The sequence below is a fragment of the Bartonella birtlesii IBS 325 genome (assembly GCF_000273375.1).
Classification (GTDB): domain Bacteria; phylum Pseudomonadota; class Alphaproteobacteria; order Rhizobiales; family Rhizobiaceae; genus Bartonella; species Bartonella birtlesii.
The window spans coordinates 943582-964004 of record NZ_CM001557.1 but is presented as its reverse complement, the minus strand read 5'-3'; the positions used below and the strand labels follow the sequence as shown (position 1 = coordinate 964004).

The following is a 20423-nucleotide window of genomic DNA, read 5'->3' as shown; positions in this document are numbered from 1 at the left end:
ACCACCACACGATAACAGATATTAACTCATTATATTTTTTTAGCTATCACAGCCTGTGCTGCTGCTAAACGCGCAATTGGCACCCGAAAAGGAGAACACGAGACATAATCTAGAACATTTTCTTCACATAAAGCAATAGAAGCAGGATCGCCTCCATGTTCACCGCAAATTCCTAATTTTATTTTTGGTCGCCGTGAACGACCACGTTGCGCAGCAAATGTAATAAGTTCCCCTACTCCATCACGGTCAATGGATACGAAAGGATCTTGTTCTAAAAGTCCTTTTTGAAAATAGATTGCTAAAAAGGGTGCGGCATCATCACGAGAAATGCCAAAAGTGGTTTGTGTCAAATCATTTGTTCCAAATGAAAAAAATTCTGCAGTTTCTGCTATTTCATCTGCCCGAAGAGCTGCTCTTGGAAGCTCAATCATCGTTCCAACCATGTACTGGATACTGCTTCCCTTTTCCTTCATCACTTCACCAGCTACCTGATCAATACGCGCTTTTACAAAATCAAGTTCAGATTTAAGTGCTACGAGTGGTACCATAATTTCAAGCATAACAGAAGAGCCAGATTTTTGCGCAGCTTCTACGGCTGCTTCAAAAATCGCTCGTGCTTGCATTTCTGCAATTTCTGGATAAGTAATAGCCAAACGGCATCCTCGTAATCCAAGCATGGGATTAAATTCGTGCAACTGTTGCGCGCGTTCAGAAAGTACTTCAGTAGAAACCCCCATAGCCGTTGCAACTTCAAGAATTTCTGCATCAGTTTTTGGTAAAAATTCATGTAGTGGTGGATCTAGCAAGCGAATAGTAACAGGCAAACCATGCATAATTTCAAACAATTCAGCAAAATCTGAGCGCTGCATTGGCAAAAGCTTATCGAGTGCTTTACGACGACCACTTTCATCATTGCTTAAAATCATTTCACGCATAGCAACAATACGTTCACCAGAAAAAAACATATGTTCTGTACGACAAAGACCAATACCTTCAGCTCCAAAAGAACGCCCCATACGTGCATCAGACGGTGTTTCAGCATTAGCGCGAACTCTTATACGCCGCATTCCATCAGCCCATTCCATTAATTTTGCAAAATCTCCACAAAGCTCCGGTTGCAACATGGCAACCTTTCCTTTTAAAACTTCTCCGCTTCCACCATCAATCGTAATAACATCACCCTTTTTAAAACTTTGCCCTGAAGCAAACATGGAGTTTGTATTATAATCAATCCTTATACTACCAGCACCAGAAATACACGGCTTTCCCATACCACGGGCGACAACAGCGGCATGGCTCGTCATACCGCCACGCGTGGTTAAAATCCCTTCTGCAGCATGCATACCATGAATATCTTCTGGACTTGTTTCTACACGTACTAAAATAACTTTACGACCTTCTACTGATGCATTTTCTGCTTCTTCCGAAGTAAAAACAATTTCACCCGTTGCCGCTCCTGGAGAAGCAGGTAAACCACGTGCGATAATAAAACGTTCTGCTTTAGGATCGAGGGTGGGATGAAGAAGTTGGTCAAGCGATTTTGCATCAATGCGCATCACCGCTTCTTCACGACTTATCAACCCCTCTTCAACCATTTCCGTCGCGATCTTTAGTGCCGCACGAACCGTTCGTTTTCCTGAACGCGTCTGCAACATCCATAACTTACCTTTTTCAATGGTAAATTCTAAGTCTTGCATATCCCGATAATGCTGTTCAAGCTTCTGCGCGATCTGAGACAGCTTCAAAAAAGCCTCTGGCATAATCTTTTCCAAAGATGGTTTATTTGAACCAGCAACGATACGCGCATTTTCTGTAATATTTTGTGGGGTTCGAATACCCGCTACAACATCTTCACCCTGTGCATCTACTAGAAATTCACCGTACAGTTCTTTTTGTCCTGTTGATGGATTGCGCGTAAAAGCAACACCCGTTGCTGAATCGTCCCCCATATTGCCAAAAACCATCGCCTGTATATTAACTGCCGTTCCCCAATTTTCAGAAATATTATGTAAACGGCGATAAGTCACAGCACGTGCTGTCATCCAACTAGAAAAAACTGCTCCAATCGCCCCCCACAATTGCTGTTCAGGATCTTGCGGAAAAGGCTTCCCTAATTTTTCTTCTACATATGTCTTATAAGAAACAATAATAGCTTTCCAATCATCCGCTGTCATCTCTGTATCAACACTATAACCATTACGCGCTTTTGACTCATCGAGAACCTCTTCAAAATACGAATGGTCTAATCCTAAAACAACATTAGAATACATTTGAATAAAACGACGATAACTATCATAAGCAAAACGTTCATTACCGGTTTGTAAAGCGATTGCTTTCACAGTCTTATCATTCATACCAAGATTGAGCACTGTATCCATCATTCCTGGCATAGAAGCTCTAGCACCTGAGCGAACAGAAAGTAAAAGAGGTCTTTCTTCATTCCCAAATTCACGTCCTGTTTGTTCACCAACACGCTTTAATGCTTGCTTGACAACTTCTTGTAATTCTTCTGGATACGATTTGTTATGTGTATAATAAAAATTACACACTTCTGTTGTAAGAGTAAATCCGGGAGGTACGGGCAAACCAAGATTACTCATTTCCGCTAAATTAGCTCCTTTGCCACCGAGGAGGTTGCGTTTGCTTGCACTTCCTTCCGCACTGCCATCTCCAAAACTATAAACCCATTTTTCCATCGCACAATTCCTCTTAATATAGGCATCAAAATATCATGTGATCCCGCTTCACCACCAAAACAAGGACTCGATCAACACTAGCCAAACAAAAATATTGCTTTATAAATACTCCCCACCTTTTCAAAAGGGCAATCAAACACAACTATCCATACCCATTTTCATACAGAGTTTATACAGAGAAAACTTAATTTTTAAGAAAACCATCAATCACCGAAGAGAAATTTTCTACCGACATGACGCCTTCATACTTATTACCATTGATAAAGAAAGTAGGCGTCGCTGTAACACCAAGTTCTTTACCACGCTCAAAAGATGCATTTACTTCATCTAAAATGGACTGATTTGTTAAACAAGCCTTAAAACTTTCATCTGTAAAATCTGCCTTTAAGCTAATTTCCTTCAACGGTGTCAGAACATCTCTTTCAAAAATCCACTCAGACTGTTTTTGAAATAAAACTTCTATCAAAGGAAAATAGCGATCTTCTGGTGCACATCGTGCCAACATAAAACCCGCCGTTGCCCGAGGTTCAAAAGCATATTCTCGGAAAATAAGTCTTACTTTTCCCGTTTTAATATATTTTTTACGAATTTGAGGAAGTATATCATTATAAAAATGTGCACAATGAATACAGGTTAATGAAGCATATTCAACAATTGTTACTGGTGCATCCAGCTCCCCCTCAAACCTATCTCTTACTTTTCCTGATTGAAGGACCTCTGCCATATCAATAGTTGAAACTGATTTAGCACTATTAGCAACAACGGCAGTTCCACTGATTTGTACAGTTACCATTAAGAAAAAAATTATCCCGAAAGATAAAAAAGAACGATACATGAACATAAATAATACTTTTCTGTTGTTATTAAACGAATAAGAATCCCACCTTTTTCATATAATAAAGGGAAATATATAAGATATCTTATTATTTATTATTTTTTTCTGCAAAAATGCAACAACCAAGTTTATAAAGTGATTGGCGTAAATTCTCATTTTCAATCTCCTTAAGCATTTTTTCTATGTGTTTTTTGTCTTTTTTTTTCGGATCTTGTTTTATTGGCCAATGATTTTTTGGAATAGATACAGATCTTTGCTTAATCTTAATACGATCAATCGCGATATAACCAAAAAAGGCATTAATTCTATGGAGCAATTCATCTGTTTCATGCATTAATTTTAAAGCAGCAAATCCTTCACATGCTACAACAAGTGTTGCAGGTTGGAAAACTTCATCTTGAACGGCACGATATTTCCAAATAATTTTAAGAGGCATTGTATGTTCACTGATATCATAACCTGCAATTTGTGGCCAATGCTCTATAAGTGCAACATTAAGTCCTGTCCGTTTACGTAAAACCGGATCAAGCATTTTAGATACCGTCTCAGAAAGAGAACAAAAATAGCGCTTTTTAAATTGTTTGCTCATTTTTTTAAATCATTATTCAGACATATCTTAAATTATAATAGGTTCTTTTATCTAAAAGCTACTTACCAGAACACCTTATCAAATAGCAAAAAAGCCAATTATTACCTAGCCAAAGTCTCTATAATAAAGTAGCAAAAATAAACCATAAATTGCAAAATACATGCTTTTTTCTTTTGCATTTTATATCTCCCTATGATTGAAAACAATCATGCATGAAATTTCTTCGCGCCTCCTTTCTTGGTACGATCAAAAGCACCGGCATTTACCATGGCGTATTACCCCTGATGAACAAGCACGAGGTATCCGTCCTGATCCCTATCGCATTTGGCTTTCTGAAATCATGCTTCAACAAACAACTGTCGAAGCCGTAAAACCTTATTTTCAAAAATTTGTGAAACTGTGGCCTGATCTTTCTTCTTTAGCAAAAGCCTCACAAGATGATATCATGAAAGCATGGGCTGGTCTTGGTTATTATTCGCGTGCACATAATCTTAAAAATTGTGCTAAGCAGCTTGTTGAAAACTATGCAGGACAATTTCCACAATCTGTAAAAGCATTACGCACCCTATCTGGTATTGGGGATTACACTGCCGCAGCCATCGCTGCAATCGCCTTTAATCAGCCTATAGCAGTTGTGGATAGTAATGTCGAACGCGTAGTTACCCGCCTTTTTGCTATCACTTCAATATTGCCAAAAGCAAAAATTGAAATCAAAGAAAAAACACAAGAAATTACCGCTTTAAATCGCCCAGGTGACTTTGCTCAAGCAATGATGGATCTGGGAGCAGCCATTTGTACACCACGTAAACCATCTTGTTACATTTGCCCTCTTCAAACCTTGTGCCAAGCAGCAAAGATGGAAAGAGCAGAGTCTTTTCCAGTTAAAGCACCTAAAAAAGAACGCCCTGCAAAAACTGGTGTTGCTTTTGTTGTACTGAATGAAAAACGACAAATATATCTAGAAAAACGCCAAGAGAAAAAACTTCTCAATGGAATGACCCAAATTCCTAACAATATTGGGATAGACAACGAAAACGGACTCCAAAATGCGCCATTTAGAGCCAATTGGCAATTCAAAGGACAAATTACACATGTATTTACCCACTTTTCTCTGAAACTCGACGTTTACTACACTAATAGTGTTTACGAAATGAATCATGAAAATGGCTGGTGGTGCGATATACAAAATCTTGCTGAAGAAGCACTTCCTACTGTTATAAAAAAAGCCATTTCTATAGCAGTTCCCGATTGCTTTAGACTAAAATAATTCTTGTCATTAAAATAAGCTGTACATGATGTATCAGAAAAAAAATTCTGCTTGCAAATTACAAAGGAAGTTAAGATAATATAATAAAAATGTTTAAAAAAAAGCAGATATGCCTCTTTGATAAGTTATCTCAATATAAAAACACGACATTTAAGAGCTAATAATTATAATGATACTGTCAGCTTAATTCACACAACACCTGTTTTTAACATTTGTGAACGTATGACCGTCCTTAAATTATCTATAGGCTTTAACCTTCCATTTTCCTGATAATACCAAAAAGTCCAGCCGTTACAGCTTTGTGAATCTTGCGCTTTTCGTCCCATTGCATGTATAGAACCAGCTTCACCACCATGCATGATCGTACCATCAGCTCTTACAATAGCAGATACTTGCTTTTTGCGATCATAAAGAACTTCTCCAGGATAAAGTAAGCCCGCTTCAAGTAAACTATTAAATGCTACACGTGGTTCGGCTTTTTTTCTATCCAAAATCGCCAATTCTGGTTTGTCTAAAGGTTGCACTGCCGCAATCCTCTCACACGCCGCATCAATATAATCTTGTTCGCGTTCAATTCCTACAAAATCACGTCCCAACAGTTTGGCAACAGCGCCTGTCGTTCCCGAACCGAAAAATGGGTCAAGGATAACATCACCAGGCTTACTAGACGCCATAATAATGCGCGCTAATAAAGCTTGTGGCTTTTGTGTTGGATGCAATTTACGTCCTGCTTCATCTTTTAAACGTTCAGTGCCAGTACAGAGGGGGAAAAGCCAATCTGAACGCATTTGTAAATCTTCATTGGCAGCTTTCAAAGCATCATAATTAAACGTATATTTTTTATCCTTTTGATCTCGAACAGCCCAAATAAGTGTCTCATGAGCATTTTGAAAACGACGTCCTCGAAAATTAGGCATAGGATTGTTTTTACGCCAAATAATATCATTAAGCATCCAAAAACCTAAATCTTGTAATGCCGTACCAACCCGAAAAATATTATGATAAGATCCTATAACCCAAATCGTCCCATTGGGTTTTAATACACGACGACACGCAAGCAACCATGCTCGCGTAAAAGCATCATAAGAAGCAAAACTCTCAAACTGATCCCATGCATCATCAACTGCGTCAACAAGCGAATAATCTGGACGATATAGCGCACCATCCAATTGTAAATTATAAGGAGGATCCGCAAAAATCACATCAACAGAATGTTTTGGAAGTTTTTCTAGTACTGCAACACAATCTCCTTTGAAAATTTTATTGCGCCATGGCACCTGTGAGGAAGTACGAGTGAAATCTTTTTGAAGATGAATAACTGTCATGAAAAACCCAACAAAATGAACTAAATTTGCCCTATAATCAACCAAAATGGTTTATAGGCCCGCATTACTCATCCATATTTACAAAATAGAGTAAACGTATCGTTAAACTTCTGCAAAATTGATATTTATTTTTGTACTTTCAAGAAAAATAATGGAATTTCATACTGACAAGTCCCTATTTTCCTCTCTTACACCGCGCTGTTCCCATATTTTTTATTTTATTAAATGAATAAGAATCACTTTCAAAGCATCTTTTTATACAATAGAGTCTCTCAATGGCATTTCTATAAAAGTTTTTCTATAAAAGTTTTCAAGCTTTAAGATAATATGTAAAGGAATATCTCATGCCTCAAATAGATCTTATTATTTTTGATTGTGATGGAGTTTTGGTAGATTCTGAATATCTTGTAGCAAAAATTGGATCTCAGCTACTGAAACAAACAGGATATGAAATATCGCCTGAAGAATTGAGTAAGCGTTATGCGGGACTCATTTTTCGCGATATTCTTAAACACGTTGAAAAGGAAACAGAAAAACCAATTTCTGCTCAGCTCATAGAGCAAATGTCGAATCTTTTTCGCGCACAAATAAAAACTGAATTACGTGCTATTGATGGTATAAGAAAAGCGTTAGAGGTTATTCAAACTCGCTATCCTTATTGTATCTGCTCTAATGCAAAGAGCATAGATATAAAAGAGATGCTTATTGCTGTTAATCTCTACGATCTTTTTAATAATAAAATATTTTCTGCTCCTGAAGTTGGAACAAAAAAACAAAACCAGCTCCTGATGTTTTTCTTTTTGCCGCACAACAATTACATGCAAAACCAGCAAACACTATTGTTATAGAAGACTCACTTCATGGTGTACATGCTGCAATAGCAGCAGGTATGCGCGTCATCGGTTTTACTGGAGGGTCACACAGTTATCTTGGCCACTCTAATGCACTTGCAGAAGCTGGTGCTGAAACAGTTATCGCCAAACATGCTCATTTAGGAGAAGTCTTAGAGGCAATGGCAGTATGGCAAAATTTATCATAAAAAAATCTCTTGAATGCATCTTCATTGATAAACTTGTTCAGTACATTTTTATCAATATGATTTTATCTTGGTTAAAACATATCTCTAAACAATTCGTATTCTGCTTATTATAGAATAATAAATATGCATCTGATTTCCTCTCTATAACAAAATATGAAATTGATAATATTGAAAATGAAGCATGCTATTTTTTTAGTAATAATGACATAGATAAACAACTTAATCAGCTAAAATCAAACTAACCTTTAAATTAGATAATGTGTAATAACTATCATTATAAATAAATCTCTAATAAACAGAAATAGTACTTCATTTAAAAAACTATTTGTATTTAAACAAAATATTTCGAATATCAGACTTTCATAGTTCTTATGTCTATCTCTTAGTAAGATATTATATAATAAAAAATATTTAAAAATACAGACTACAATAATAAATTTAGTAGCTTTATTTTACCTTATGAATTCATATAGATATTGAATTTAAAATTAGTATTTTTAATAGACTATAGTATATTTAATACATAGAATAGCTTTAACAAATTTTATAATATAACTATAAAAAATAACTTAAAACTTATATTTTTTTATATATTTGTAATAAAAACACATAATATATATGTTTTATTATTGACTATAAATTCATAATGTAGTATATAATTGCGGATAGTGAAATCTGTAAGAACATTTTGTGTGTTATTGCGGTATGCTAAACAAGCATCATTAGATTCACTTATTTATTAAAATAAAAAAATATTTGAGGTAAAGTTATGATTAGAATATTTAGAAAATACATATTCAATATCTTCATGGCAACTACTTTTTTTCTTTCACAAATTGTAAATGTTAATGCAAATTACTTGAGAAATGTTTCTCAAAATGACGTTACTGATTGCATAACAGAATACGTGAAAGATACAACATCTAAAGTAGCTAGCACAAGTGCTTCATATATCCCAGCTGTAAATTATGAAACAATAAATGGAACCATAGCTGAAGAAAAAGTTGAAAAAGTTGTTGAACCGATCACAATAGGAATGGGACTCTTGGTTGCTGGATACGCAATAAGCTTCATCAGTTCAATTATAGGATGGATAAAGGATATTGTAATAATCTTTAAATAAAAACCTCTTCTTCAAAACTTCAAAAATGACTCCATTATGTGCTTAATTATTTACTAAAAATATATAATGGGGTCCTTTTCTCTCAATAATAAATACGAGAAATACATTCTATCCTCTGGTTTATTATGACAGATAGTCTGATCTACTAGTTGCTAAGGGTAGAGTGTATTTGAAGTAAAATTTGAGCCTATTATGCTGAGGTTTTTCCATAGTAGAAGCTTTAGGTTTTGAATTTTTTATCAGAATCATTATGGCCATATTTAGTGAAATAATCGGATTAGCAATAGGTAAAATTAAAAAATAAATCATGATGTTATATCTTATGAAAAAGAGAGCTCTTTTTAATAATATAGCAAGCTAGCAAAAAAGGTTTTAAGAGTTACAATTTAAAGGTGTTCCCCCAAAATTGAGGCGCTTATTGAGAAAAAGATAAGCAGATGAATTTCAAAAGGATTGTATCATATCACAAAGGTATGGGATTTTACTCAATTTAAGACAAAAATGATATTGTTTAAAGAATGCTCTATTTTAAAGTTAACAAACCAAAAACTGGATTGGTTGATTTTGCCAACTCAAAATTGAACTGGCTAATTTGTCAAGAGGTTACGTTTGGGAACAAAATGAAAAGATATTTATGAGAGCCTCTCTAAATGAACTTTTAAACGTTTAGAACCATAAATGAGATCTCTATAAGAAATATTTGAAACTGATGTTTTATCACAATTATAAGCTTATTATCCTTTCATTTGCTTTAAGAGAATTTTTTCTTTTGAGTAAACCTCAGCTATAGATTTAATAACAGAGCAAATCTTCAAGCCTTATATTTGTAAAAAACACTGCTTTTATCTTATAAGAGGTTGTTTTGAAAACCAATGCTTGCAAACATAAAAAGAATGTTTTTCAGATATTTACTTAATATGCATTTACTTTTGATTGGATTGATAAAGCTACCAAACGTTTTGATACATTTTGATTTTAGAATTTAAATTATTTCAATCCACTCCGCTCGATTTTGAGCTTAGTATTTTAATAATGCGCCTTGTTTCAAATAAATCGCCTCAAATATGAGGACGTTATTATTGCGCTTGATAACCATAACAAAGTCTCTCTCATGCTAATGAATAATATCAAGATCATACCCATCATTTACATTCCTTTTGATAAATTTTAATCAATAGAATAAAGGACTTGCAATATGATACGTTTTGTATATATGTGGCTCATTACTCTAATTGTAGACGTTATTATGAGAATAGACATTTAAAAGCCGCATTATATGACTTAGCATGGCTTTCTTTTTTAAATTCTCTTTTTGGGAATCAATTTTACTTTGCTTTTTTTGTTGAGTTTTGTATTGCCATATGCCTTCTCCCCAAACCTTAGCACAATATGAGATCTTGGCATTCCTATAGACAAAGCCATAAACCTCAGAAGATCTACCAACACCAGCAGTGCCATAAATCTTTGTACAACCATTAATAACAGCATAATTAATAAATTTTTGCATGGCTATGCATGTGAGAAAAACCAAAAAACTTGGCACGCCCATAAATCCTTGCGTAACTAAACACCACAGCATCATAAAAAACATGGACATGATCATAAATATAGGCATCATCATGAACGCAAGCGCCCACCACTCACATGAGCATTGTACTTTGTAAAAAGCCAGCATATCTCTCCAATCTATAACTGGTTTATCGTGGTTTTATGGCGTTTTTTGCCTAAGAGAGCGCGCGCTTTTTTGTTGCTTGTAAAATCAACATTCAACCCTAACGCAGCAGCATATTTGAGACAAATATTAAGTATTAAGGCGATAAGAGCTCTAACAGCTGTTACAGCTTTTGTATAACAAATAGGGGTAAGAGTATTGCATATCTCTGTTTGTGTAATCTCTGAAATAAGAAGACGATCTAACTTTGGAAGAGTATGAAGTTTTACAAGGTAAAAACCAGTTCCTATTCTTACTATTACTGTTTAATTCAGCTTTACGGCTTTCAAAAGCATCTAAGGCAATATCTTTTAAATAATAGAGATTATACATTGCCACACGCTTTTGTTTATTGCGTTCCTTAATGAGACCACGCCCCTCATACAAAACAGAACGCCATTGGTTTATACATTTACGGGCTTTCTTTTAAGAAACATTTCGCAATGCACCTACCCCCATTTCGCGGTAGCACCCATGAATAGTATAACAATAAAGTCATTGAACACCCCTATCTTTACGCTTAATGAAACAACAAGCTTGCACTATCATTATATTTGCCAGCCCCCAATGTTGCCGACATCCCTTGCATTAGGACGGTTTACAAGAGGTATTTTTAGTCCTTTCTTGTACAGTCTTTATCTATACATACATCCTGCTTATGATACGCAAGAGAATGGTTTTGATTGATTTAAGATAAACAGACTTGGAATAGGAGAATCTGATGATATCCGAGACTCTCATTCAACATGCAAAACAATTAATTATTTTTGTAAATCAATATTTCACCATATAGATGAGAGATAAACTACTTTTTTGTATTTTCTTCATTACCAATAACATTGCAGAACATAGATATAATACGTATTAATATAAAAACCGATAATATAGAAAAAATGCCCCAGATATACACTTAAAGATGAAATGCCATGAAATCACCTTATAAATCTCTCAATCTGCATTCAGACTATATCATTTAAGTATTTATTTTAGAGAGTTTGATCGTTATTAAAAGATTAAAAGCATAAGCAATTGTGTCTTTGCGTGAGGAGGCTTAAATAAATACCGTCTTATGTATTAACCTTATCATTTAGGAAATTGCATAAATGAATACAGATTGTAAAATTAATTTAATGAATAACAAAAAAATCTCTCCAGTATAATAAGCTTTCTGTGAGTATTTATATTTCAAAAAGGAATCGTTAAGGTTGTTTCTTTTCATTCTGTATTAAGAAGAACAAAACAAAGTTTTTTTCATTTAATAATTTAAATATTATTAAAAACATGAAATAAATAACCTCATCAATTTACCAAAAATAAACGAAGGGAAAGATGTATGAGATATATCAGCACGAGAGGTGAGGCTCCTGCTTTAGGTTTTACGGAAACTGTTATGACTGGGCTAGCTAATGATGGTGGACTTTATCTTCCAGAAAAATTTCCCCAATTATCATTCGATGCATTACGAGCACTCCGCGGCCAATCCTATATAACAATTGCTAAAACACTTCTTTGGCCCTTTGTTAATAATGAAATTGAATACACAGCTTTTGAAAATATGATTGCTGAATCTTATGCAACCTTTCATCATCCAGCGGTCTGTCCGTTACTGCAAACTGGAACAAATGAATTTGTTCTTGAACTTTTTCACGGCCCCACTTTAGCATTTAAAGATGTTGCAATGCAGTTTCTTTCTCGACTGATGGATTATATTCTGACTAAAAAAAACAGACGCGCAACGATTATTGCTGCCACATCAGGTGATACAGGTGGCGCTGCAGTACAAGCCTTTGCTGGAAGAAAATATTCCGACGTTTTTATTTTGTTTCCTAAAGGACGCGTATCACCTGTTCAACAGAGGCAAATGACAACCCATAAAAATGTAAATGTTCATGCTATCGCCATTGAAGGAAATTTTGATGATTGCCAAGCGCTTGTTAAAGCAATGTTTAATGATCACACTTTCCGTCAGCAAAAAGCACTTTCAGGAGTTAATTCGATAAATTGGGCGCGTATCATGGCGCAAATTGTTTATTATTTTTCATCTGCACTTTCTCTAGGTGCTCCTGATAGAGCTGTCTCATTTACTGTTCCTACTGGAAACTTCGGTGATATTTTTGCAGGTTATGTCGCTGCACGTATGGGATTACCCATCGCCAAACTGGTCATTGCAACAAATGATAATGATATCCTTGTACGCACATTGAAAAACGGTATTTATGAAACACAACCTATAACCCACACAACATCACCTTCTATGGATATTCAAATCTCTTCTAATTTTGAACGCTTACTGTTTGAAAGTGGTAATCGTGATCCATTATGGATTCGCAATGCTATGGAAAACTTGAAAAAAACAGGATATTTTAATCTCAATGAAAAACAGCTCAAAAATATATCCTCTCTCTTTTCTGCTGGGAAAAGTAGCATAGCCGAGACAGCACAAACAATTAACAGCGTTTATAAGGAAAGCGGCTATCTCGCTGATCCGCATACCGCTGTAGCGCTTAAAGTGGCGCGCGAAAACAAGCAACCACACATTCCAATGATTGTCCTTGCGACTGCTCATCCTGCTAAATTTCCTGATGCCATCAAAAGTGCCTGTGGACTTAATGCCCAATGGCCTCCTCGTCTCAACGATTTAATGGAACGCAAAGAACATTTTATAGATCTTGCTAATGATGAAAAAATAGTCAAAGATTACATTTCTTTAAAATCGCATGCATCTTATTGAATTTAGTTGCATTAATTTAAATCAGCAATATTCCAATTCCCTTAGAAATGAGGTATTGGGCCTGTTTAATGGAGTCGTAAACACATGGGTGTAGATATTAGTTGTCTTAGTAATGGCCTGACTCTCGCCACACATACAATGCAGCATATTGACAGTGTGGCACTCGGGATATGGATTAAAGTTGGCTCACGCAATGAAGCCTTTACACAACATGGTATCGCCCATCTTCTTGAACATATGGCTTTCAAAGGGACAGAAAATCGTACAGCCTTTCAAATTGCAACGGATATTGAAGATGTTGGAGGTGAAATCAACGCTGCCACCAGTACTGAAACAACAGCCTATTTTGCTCGCGTACTCAAAAGCGATATCCCACTTGCTATTGATATTTTAGCCGATATTTTGATGCACTCAAAATTTGATGAAGAAGAATTAGAACGAGAAAAACAAGTTATTCTTCAAGAAATTGGTGCTGCTCATGATGTTCCTGATGACATTGTTTTTGATCACTTTACTGAAACAGCTTTTCGTCATCAATCGCTTGGTCGTTCGATTTTAGGAACCCCTAAAACAATACAATCCTTCACATCTGCTGACCTTCATAATTTTATGAATAAACAATATAGTGCAGACCGTATGATCATCGTGGCCGCAGGAGCTGTACAACACGAAAATTTCTTGCGAGAAGTTGAAAGCCGTCTTGGCACCTTTCGCCCCCATTCAACTGCACCCCTTACCAACCTTGCAAATTATGTTGGGGGTGATTTTCGTGAGTATCGCGATTTAATGGATACACAAATTGTTCTAGGTTTTGAAGGACGTGCTTATCATGCACGTGACTTTTATGCTGCCCAAATTCTTTCCATTATTCTTGGTGGTGGCATGTCATCACGCCTTTTCCAAGAGGTGCGAGAAAAACGTGGATTATGCTATTCTATTTATGCTTTTCATTGGGGATTGTCAGATATCGGACTCTTTGGTATCCATGCCGCTACCGGACAAAAAGGACAAAAAGAACTACTTCCCGTAATTCTTGATGAGCTCTCTCAGATAAGTAAAAATATTCATGCCAATGAACTTCAACGAGCACAAACGCAGTATCGCGCTAATCTTACAATATCGCGAGAAAATCCATGTAGTCAAGCACATCTCATTGCCCGCCAGATGCTCCTTTATGGTCGACCAATTCCCATATCAGAAACAATTGAACGTTTAGATCTTATTACGCCTGCAAGGTTAAAGGATTTAGCGCGTCGTATTTTTATCAATTCTACTCCAACGTTGGCTGCCATTGGTCCTGTAGGTCTCCTGATGAATTTTGAGGATTTAAAATCAACTCTTTCATACAAAATAAAATAAGAAAACAAAATTTTTTTAAATTCTTTTGTAAATATTGGATATATAAAAATTGCTTCACAAGGAGCAGCATACTGCAGATTTTATGATAAAATTTACCAAAAAAGTTTTTATCACTAAATAAGTTTGGGAAATATTTATCAAATAGCTCTACAAAACTACTCAACTCCTACTTCGTGTGATAGAGTATCTAATGGATAAAGCTATATCTATGAAATCTGCAAACTCATAGTTTTATTTTGTCCTAAAAAAGTGTAAATTTCTATTAGCTTTAAGCTTTATTGGAGCAATTTGGGAAGAATTCTTTTTTTATAAAATAGTATAACTTTTCAAAAGAAAATAATAACCGCTTGTTATGTAGCAGAAATTATAAAAGGTGGACGTTTTTTCTCGAAAATCTAAATTAAAATTAAATATCCTAAAATGCTGAGAGTGGGAAATTGTGAAAAGTCTGCGTAAAATCATTGAAATTATTTTCATTGTAGTCATCAGTTTTTTTGTTCAACTTACGTCAGCACAGGCAATTGAGCCCGTTAAAATTTCTTCTCAAGATGCAGTCCTTGATCTTTCAAAAGCAATCGAAATTTACCACACAAATAGCTCTATTTTTCAAACAAGTACAGCCCCAGGACCAGATGGTATTGTGTGGCGCATTGAAGTACAGGCAAAAAGTGAAAATTTTTCTGGAAACTGGGCTGTATTTTCTCTTGCAAACCCAACAGATGAACAAATTGATCGTCTTATCGTTGCTCCACATTATCGCATGGCTCATTCAGGCTTCTTTTGGCCAGATCTTGGATCAGCACGAATTCAATCCATCACTCCAAGTGAAGGTTTTTCTCTCGATCGTCAGCCTAGTGCAAACTCTGATATCTTTCGTATTACACTTAATCCTGGTGCTGTTGTTACGTTTGTTGTTGAACTTAACTCTGCAAATCTACCACAAATTTATTTATGGCAGCCTGAAGCGTATAAGGATTCCATTAATTCTTATACGCTTTACCATGGAATTCTTCTTGGTATATCAGGTCTTTTAGCACTCTTGTTAACTGTTCTTTTTGTTGTTCGTGGAACAGGACTCTTTCCTGCAACAGCTGCTGTCGCATGGGCAGTACTCTTTTATATTGGCATTGATTTTAATTTTTTAAATAAATTCTTTGCTGTAACACTCGCAACACAACCAATCTGGCGCGCTGGTACAGAAGTCGCACTTACTGCTACACTCTTCTTTTTTCTTTTTACCTATCTCTGTCTTAACCGCTGGCATTATCATTTTAGTTATGGTGCTGTTGTATGGATCATTGCTTTTTGTGGTCTGGGAGCATTTGCTATTTATGATCCAGCTAGAGCTGCTGGTATCGCCCGTCTGTCATTTGGCCTCACTGTTGTGCTTGGTATCATTTTAATCGGCTACTTTTCACTCCGAAGCTATGACCGTGCTATCATGCTTATTCCAACATGGTTGCTCATTAGTTTCTGGTGTGTTGGAACTTATGCCTGCATAGCAGGCTATTTAAACAATGACATTATCCAGCCAGCATTAGCAGGAGGACTCGTGCTGATTGTTCTTCTCATCAGTTTCACTGTCATGCAACAAACTTTTTCTCATGATGCTTTCCATGAAGGAATATTTTCTGATCTTGAACAACAAGTGCTTGCCGCAAAGGGAGCTGGAAATATTATTTGGGATTGGAATGTTGAGCGTGACCGCATTGTTGTACACCCAAATATGGCGACCCTTTTTGGCACGGAATCCCATAAACTCAATGGTTCTATGCGCAACTGGATTTCAGCCTTGCACCATGATGATCGTGAGCGTTTTCAAGCCATATTGGATATCATTCTTAAAAATAAAAAAGGACGTATTGATCAAATTTTTCGACTGTCTTCTGGTGGTGGCTATTATCATTGGTTTTCTCTTCGTGCACGTCCTGCCATGCAAAAAGATGGAAAAATCACACGTGTCATTGGTACTATTGTCAATATCACCAATCATAAAAAATCCGAAGAACGCTTATTGCATGATGCCATCCACGACAGCTTAACGGGTTTGCCTAACCAACAGATTTTCTTCGACAGACTCCAAAACTATACCTCTTTGACTAAAGCAAATATCAAAATTAAACCAACTGTCTTTATGATTGACTTCGATAATTTTCGTCAAATTAATCGTAAATTAGGCATAGCTGTTGGTGACACCGTGCTGCTCATTATAGCACGTCGTTTAAGCCGTCTTATTAATTTTCAAGATACATTATCACGTCTTTCTGCAGACCGTTTTGCAATCATTTTACTCAGTGAGACCGAACCACAGAAAATTGCTGCATTTGCAGATCACCTGCATAAAACAATCTCAGCACCTATTTCACTTACAGAACAACAAATAACACTTTCAACATCAATTGGATTGGTTACATGGAGCGAAAATAGATCAACTGCTAAAGATATTCTAAATGATAGTGAACTGGCAATGATCTATGCAAAACAAATGGGTGGCAACCATATTGAACCTTTTCGCCCTAATTTTCGTACCTTAGGCATCGAACATAATACAATGGCAAAGGACATTCATTATGCTATAAAACGTAATGAAATTAAAATCCTTTATCATCCCATTCTTAATTTATCGGATGGACACATTATTGGTTTTGAAACAATTGTAGAATGGCATCATCCAAATTATGGAAATCTCAATATCTCTGATTTTATCAAGATCATAGAAAATGAACAAATCGTTATGGATTTAGCACAATTTATCATTGATAATGCTGTTATTGATCTTACAAATGTACAAGAAAAATTTTCTCAAAAATCTTTTTTTATTTCTATTAATTTACCAAGCACAGAAATGGTACATCCTCGCTTCATTAGTCAATTGCGTTCTGCTTTGCTTCGCTACCCACTAAAAAAAGGAAGCTTGATGATAGAAATATCTGAATGTGTCTTAAGAAAAAATCCTGAACAATCAGCACATTTTCTTGAACAAATTAAAGCTCTCGGAATGAATCTTGCACTCGATAATTTTGGAACAGGTTATTCATCACTTGCTTATCTCGTACGTTATCCATTCGATATGGTTAAATTAGACCGTTCACTTATCTCAATCGACTCTCCTAAGAAAAAGCTTGTTCTCAAATCTATTATTAACATGGCAACAGATCTTAATTTACAAATCATTGCAGAAGGCGTCGAAAATGAAAAAGAAGCTCTCTTCCTCCGCCAAGAAGGTTGTAAATATGTTCAAAGCACACTTGTTACAAAGCCAATTGCCATTGAAGAATTGATAACTCTCGTTCAAACTCACTTTCCTTATACAATTCAACATAATGGATAGAACATTATAAGAAATAAAAAACTAGAAAATAAGAAGTTCTACGCGTGCCCCATTTCAGAAACGAGATAGGCTGGATTGATCCCCATACGAACCAAGCTTTCATCATATTTACGGCTTAAATCACTTTCAAAAAGAAAACTAGGTGATGTAGAGCTAATGAGCCAACCATTTGTAGAGATTTCTGCCTCGAGCTGTCCGGCTTTCCAGCCAGCATAACCTAATGCTATGAGAGCATGTTGAGGGCCTTTCTCACAACTAATTGCTTTTAATATATCAATCGTTGCAGTGAAACAAACCTTATCTGTAATAGAAACTGTTTCTTCACAGGCATAATCATCGGAATGCAATACAAAACCACGTGCGGGATCAACTGGTCCACCATAACGTACGGGAAACTTTTTTATTGGTTCAGCAAGACATTTTTTCTGACCATTGTTTATGACTCCAAGATGAAGTAAAAGTTCTGGAAAATCAATATGGTGCAATTGATTAAGAATAATTCCCATAGCACCGGCATCAGAATGCGCACAAACATAAATAACAGAACGAATAAAGCGTTTGTCATTCATCCCTGGCATTGCTATGAGTAATTGTCCGCCTAAAAAGCTATTAAACTGCTTCATCAATCTGTTATTCTCCATAATTTACATGATAAAATTCACTTTAGTTAGTACAACAGGGAAATAAAGCTCCAATGAGAAAAATTCAAATATTTACAAGTTTAAAAAATATAGTAATTTGCTTTTATAAAAAAATTTTGTTACTTTAATCTTAACATCCATATTTTTAGAATTATTTAATCTCCCTGTCAGTGCTCAAATAAAACAAGAAGCGTATCTTTTTGCAACGACTTGGCATGAATCAGATGGTGGCCGTGTCAGATTAGCTATTACCAAACCATCTCCTTCTGGAATAAGAGACGGTATTATTGAAATTGTTTTGAAACCAGGATGGAAAACATATTGGCGTAATCCAGGCAATTCAGGCATAGCACCATTTTTTAATTTCAATCAAAAAGTTTCTTATGAAATCTTTTATCCTACACCACAGCTCTATGAAATAGAAAATGACTGGTCATTAGGCTATAAAGATAAAGTGATGTTGCCTTTCACTATTTCTGATTCAAATAAAAATTTAAGTGGTTCTTTAACGCTTGGATTATGCTATAAAATTTGTCTTCCATTCACTGTTAACTTTGATTTTTCTCCATCTGTTCAAAAAAATAAACATCTCCCTCTCTCTTTGTTAAAAAAAGCTCAAGATGCCTTACCTCGTACAACACATCATGGATTTAAAATAAGCGCTGAAAAAGAAAAGAATACCCTCTTTATAAAAATACAAAATTACAATAAGAGCATACCTTCTTCTCTTTTCTTGGATGGAGGCGAAATGCAAATTGGTCCAGCAAAAAAAATAAGCGAAAACGCAGAATATATACTTTTTAGCGCACCACTTTATTTCATACCAGATGAAGGAAAGTATACAATTTTTTATACGATTTCTTTTAAAGATCATGCTTTCAGTGGAAAATTTATACTTTTATAGACAACGCATTGATTTATAATGATAATTTATTATATTTAACTTAAATTTTCTCTGAATATGATAAGGTTTTCTTAATTTTAACCCTTCTTATATTGAAACAATCAAAATTATTTGCTTGTATATCATAAACAAAGTTGGCGTATAAACAAAAATGATTGAAGAAAAAAACATCTTTTATGGACCACTTTAAGCGTCAAAAGTTATCGCAACATTTTGAATTGACAAATAGCATGATGGTGGTTTGTGCCTTCATCAACGTAAAGGTGGTGATATGCAATAGATTTTATATTATACCATGCGCAGAAGTGTCGTGAATAATGCTTTGAGAACATTGAAAAATATCTTACATGTAACAAACTCTTCTCTCTACTTATGATAAGAATAAAGCTTGTAAAAAAATTATTTTGAAAAGGATCCTTTTTCACGCAATTCAACAATTGCTTTCCGAGCCAGGGCATCTGCGCGCTCATTATCTGGATGTCCTGCATGTCCTTTCACCCAATGCCATCTGACAATATGATGAGAACAAGCCTCTTCAAGAGCTTGCCACAACTCTATATTTTTTACAGGATTTTTTGATACAGTACGCCAATTATTTTTTTTCCAACCTTCAAGCCACGTGGAGATACCGTTGCGTACATAAACCGAATCCGTATAAAGATCGACAAAACAGGATTGTTTTAGCGCCTTCAATGCACAAATTGCTGCCATTAGTTCCATTTGATTATTAGTGGTATGCGCTTGTCCACCATAAAGTTCACGTTCATAACCTTTCCAGCGTAGAATTGCTCCCCATCCGCCAACTCCAGGATTACCCGAACAAGCACCATCTGTATAAATTTCAACGACTTTCTGTTGATCTGACATACAAT

General features: G+C 35.5%; 11 protein-coding genes and 3 pseudogenes. 7 read left to right on the top strand and 7 right to left on the bottom strand.

The window, feature by feature from the left end; translation table 11 throughout:
* Positions 1-29: 29 nt before the first annotated feature.
* The 3 genes from ppdK to QWU_RS04735 all read right to left on the bottom strand — a co-directional run bounded on the left by ppdK (position 30) and on the right by QWU_RS04735 (position 4120).
* The gene (gene ppdK, locus QWU_RS04745) at positions 30-2696 is read right to left on the bottom strand and encodes a pyruvate, phosphate dikinase (RefSeq protein WP_006589213.1); all 2667 of its coding nucleotides are present in this window, start codon (positions 2694-2696) and stop codon (positions 30-32) included.
* Between the two features lie 184 nt (positions 2697-2880).
* The gene (locus QWU_RS04740; protein ID WP_026017302.1) at positions 2881-3537 is read right to left on the bottom strand and encodes a DsbA family protein; all 657 of its coding nucleotides are present in this window, start codon (positions 3535-3537) and stop codon (positions 2881-2883) included.
* An 82-nt stretch (positions 3538-3619) separates the two neighbouring features.
* Complete coding sequence (locus QWU_RS04735) at positions 3620-4120, bottom strand: DUF721 domain-containing protein (protein WP_006589211.1); 501 nt, start codon at positions 4118-4120, stop codon at positions 3620-3622.
* 208 nt (positions 4121-4328) lie between these two features.
* Between QWU_RS04735 and mutY the strand changes: the two genes are divergently transcribed.
* Positions 4329-5387, top strand: coding sequence for an A/G-specific adenine glycosylase (gene mutY / locus QWU_RS04730; RefSeq protein ID WP_006589210.1), 1059 nt, complete (start codon positions 4329-4331; stop codon positions 5385-5387).
* A gap of 188 nt (positions 5388-5575) precedes the next feature.
* On the opposite strand, the gene QWU_RS04725 is transcribed toward mutY, so the two are convergent.
* Positions 5576-6712 carry a site-specific DNA-methyltransferase gene (locus QWU_RS04725; protein WP_006589209.1) on the bottom strand — a complete coding sequence of 379 codons (1137 nt, stop codon included), beginning with the start codon at positions 6710-6712 and terminating at the stop codon, positions 5576-5578.
* 344 nt (positions 6713-7056) lie between these two features.
* Between QWU_RS04725 and QWU_RS09125 the strand changes: the two are divergent.
* Together QWU_RS09125 and QWU_RS04715 are read left to right on the top strand one after the other, a co-directional pair.
* Positions 7057-7751: pseudogene (locus QWU_RS09125) on the top strand (HAD family hydrolase).
* A gap of 769 nt (positions 7752-8520) precedes the next feature.
* Complete coding sequence (locus tag QWU_RS04715; protein ID WP_006589207.1) at positions 8521-8874, top strand: hypothetical protein; 354 nt, start codon at positions 8521-8523, stop codon at positions 8872-8874.
* Positions 8875-10522: 1648 nt separating this feature from the next.
* On the opposite strand, the pseudogene QWU_RS10330 reads toward QWU_RS04715, so the two are convergent.
* Positions 10523-11196, bottom strand: a pseudogene (locus QWU_RS10330) (integrase); the annotation flags it as partial.
* 722 nt (positions 11197-11918) lie between these two features.
* Between QWU_RS10330 and thrC the strand changes: the two are divergent.
* From thrC to QWU_RS04695, 3 genes are all read left to right on the top strand, one after another.
* Positions 11919-13316: a threonine synthase gene (thrC, locus tag QWU_RS04705; RefSeq protein WP_006589205.1), complete on the top strand. Its 1398-nt coding sequence runs from the start codon at positions 11919-11921 to the stop codon at positions 13314-13316.
* Positions 13317-13400: 84 nt separating this feature from the next.
* Positions 13401-14675, top strand: a complete 1275-nt coding sequence (locus QWU_RS04700) for a M16 family metallopeptidase (RefSeq protein WP_006589204.1) — start codon at positions 13401-13403, stop codon at positions 14673-14675.
* A gap of 439 nt (positions 14676-15114) precedes the next feature.
* Positions 15115-18006, top strand: a complete 2892-nt coding sequence (locus QWU_RS04695) for an EAL domain-containing protein (RefSeq protein WP_006589203.1) — start codon at positions 15115-15117, stop codon at positions 18004-18006.
* A 38-nt stretch (positions 18007-18044) separates the two neighbouring features.
* Here the strand turns inward: QWU_RS04695 and QWU_RS04690 are convergent, their stop codons facing one another.
* On the bottom strand, positions 18045-18629 hold the full coding sequence (locus QWU_RS04690) for a YqgE/AlgH family protein (RefSeq protein WP_006589202.1): 585 nt from the start codon (positions 18627-18629) through the stop codon (positions 18045-18047).
* 71 nt (positions 18630-18700) lie between these two features.
* On the opposite strand from QWU_RS04690, the pseudogene QWU_RS09115 reads away from it, so the two are divergent.
* A pseudogene (locus tag QWU_RS09115) lies at positions 18701-19551 on the top strand (protein-disulfide reductase DsbD domain-containing protein).
* Between the two features lie 399 nt (positions 19552-19950).
* Here the strand turns inward: QWU_RS09115 and rnhA are convergent.
* A complete protein-coding gene (gene rnhA, locus QWU_RS04680) occupies positions 19951-20418 on the bottom strand; it encodes a ribonuclease HI (RefSeq protein WP_006589200.1) in 468 nt (155 codons plus the stop codon).
* Positions 20419-20423 lie beyond the last annotated feature (5 nt).

Excerpts from the sequence above, each read along its gene's own strand:
- QWU_RS04725 (WP_006589209.1), bottom strand. The coding sequence starts at position 6,712 with ATGACAGTTATTCATCTTCAAAAAGATTTCACTCGTACTTCCTCACAG.
- QWU_RS04715 (WP_006589207.1), top strand. The coding sequence starts at position 8,521 with ATGATTAGAATATTTAGAAAATACATATTCAATATCTTCATGGCAACT.
- rnhA (WP_006589200.1), bottom strand. The coding sequence starts at position 20,418 with ATGTCAGATCAACAGAAAGTCGTTGAAATTTATACAGATGGTGCTTGT.
- mutY (WP_006589210.1), top strand. The coding sequence starts at position 4,329 with ATGCATGAAATTTCTTCGCGCCTCCTTTCTTGGTACGATCAAAAGCAC.
- QWU_RS04700 (WP_006589204.1), top strand. The coding sequence starts at position 13,401 with ATGGGTGTAGATATTAGTTGTCTTAGTAATGGCCTGACTCTCGCCACA.
- QWU_RS04690 (WP_006589202.1), bottom strand. The coding sequence starts at position 18,629 with ATGAAGCAGTTTAATAGCTTTTTAGGCGGACAATTACTCATAGCAATG.
- QWU_RS04735 (WP_006589211.1), bottom strand. The coding sequence starts at position 4,120 with ATGAGCAAACAATTTAAAAAGCGCTATTTTTGTTCTCTTTCTGAGACG.
- ppdK (WP_006589213.1), bottom strand. The coding sequence starts at position 2,696 with ATGGAAAAATGGGTTTATAGTTTTGGAGATGGCAGTGCGGAAGGAAGT.
- QWU_RS04740 (WP_026017302.1), bottom strand. The coding sequence starts at position 3,537 with ATGTTCATGTATCGTTCTTTTTTATCTTTCGGGATAATTTTTTTCTTA.
- thrC (WP_006589205.1), top strand. The coding sequence starts at position 11,919 with ATGAGATATATCAGCACGAGAGGTGAGGCTCCTGCTTTAGGTTTTACG.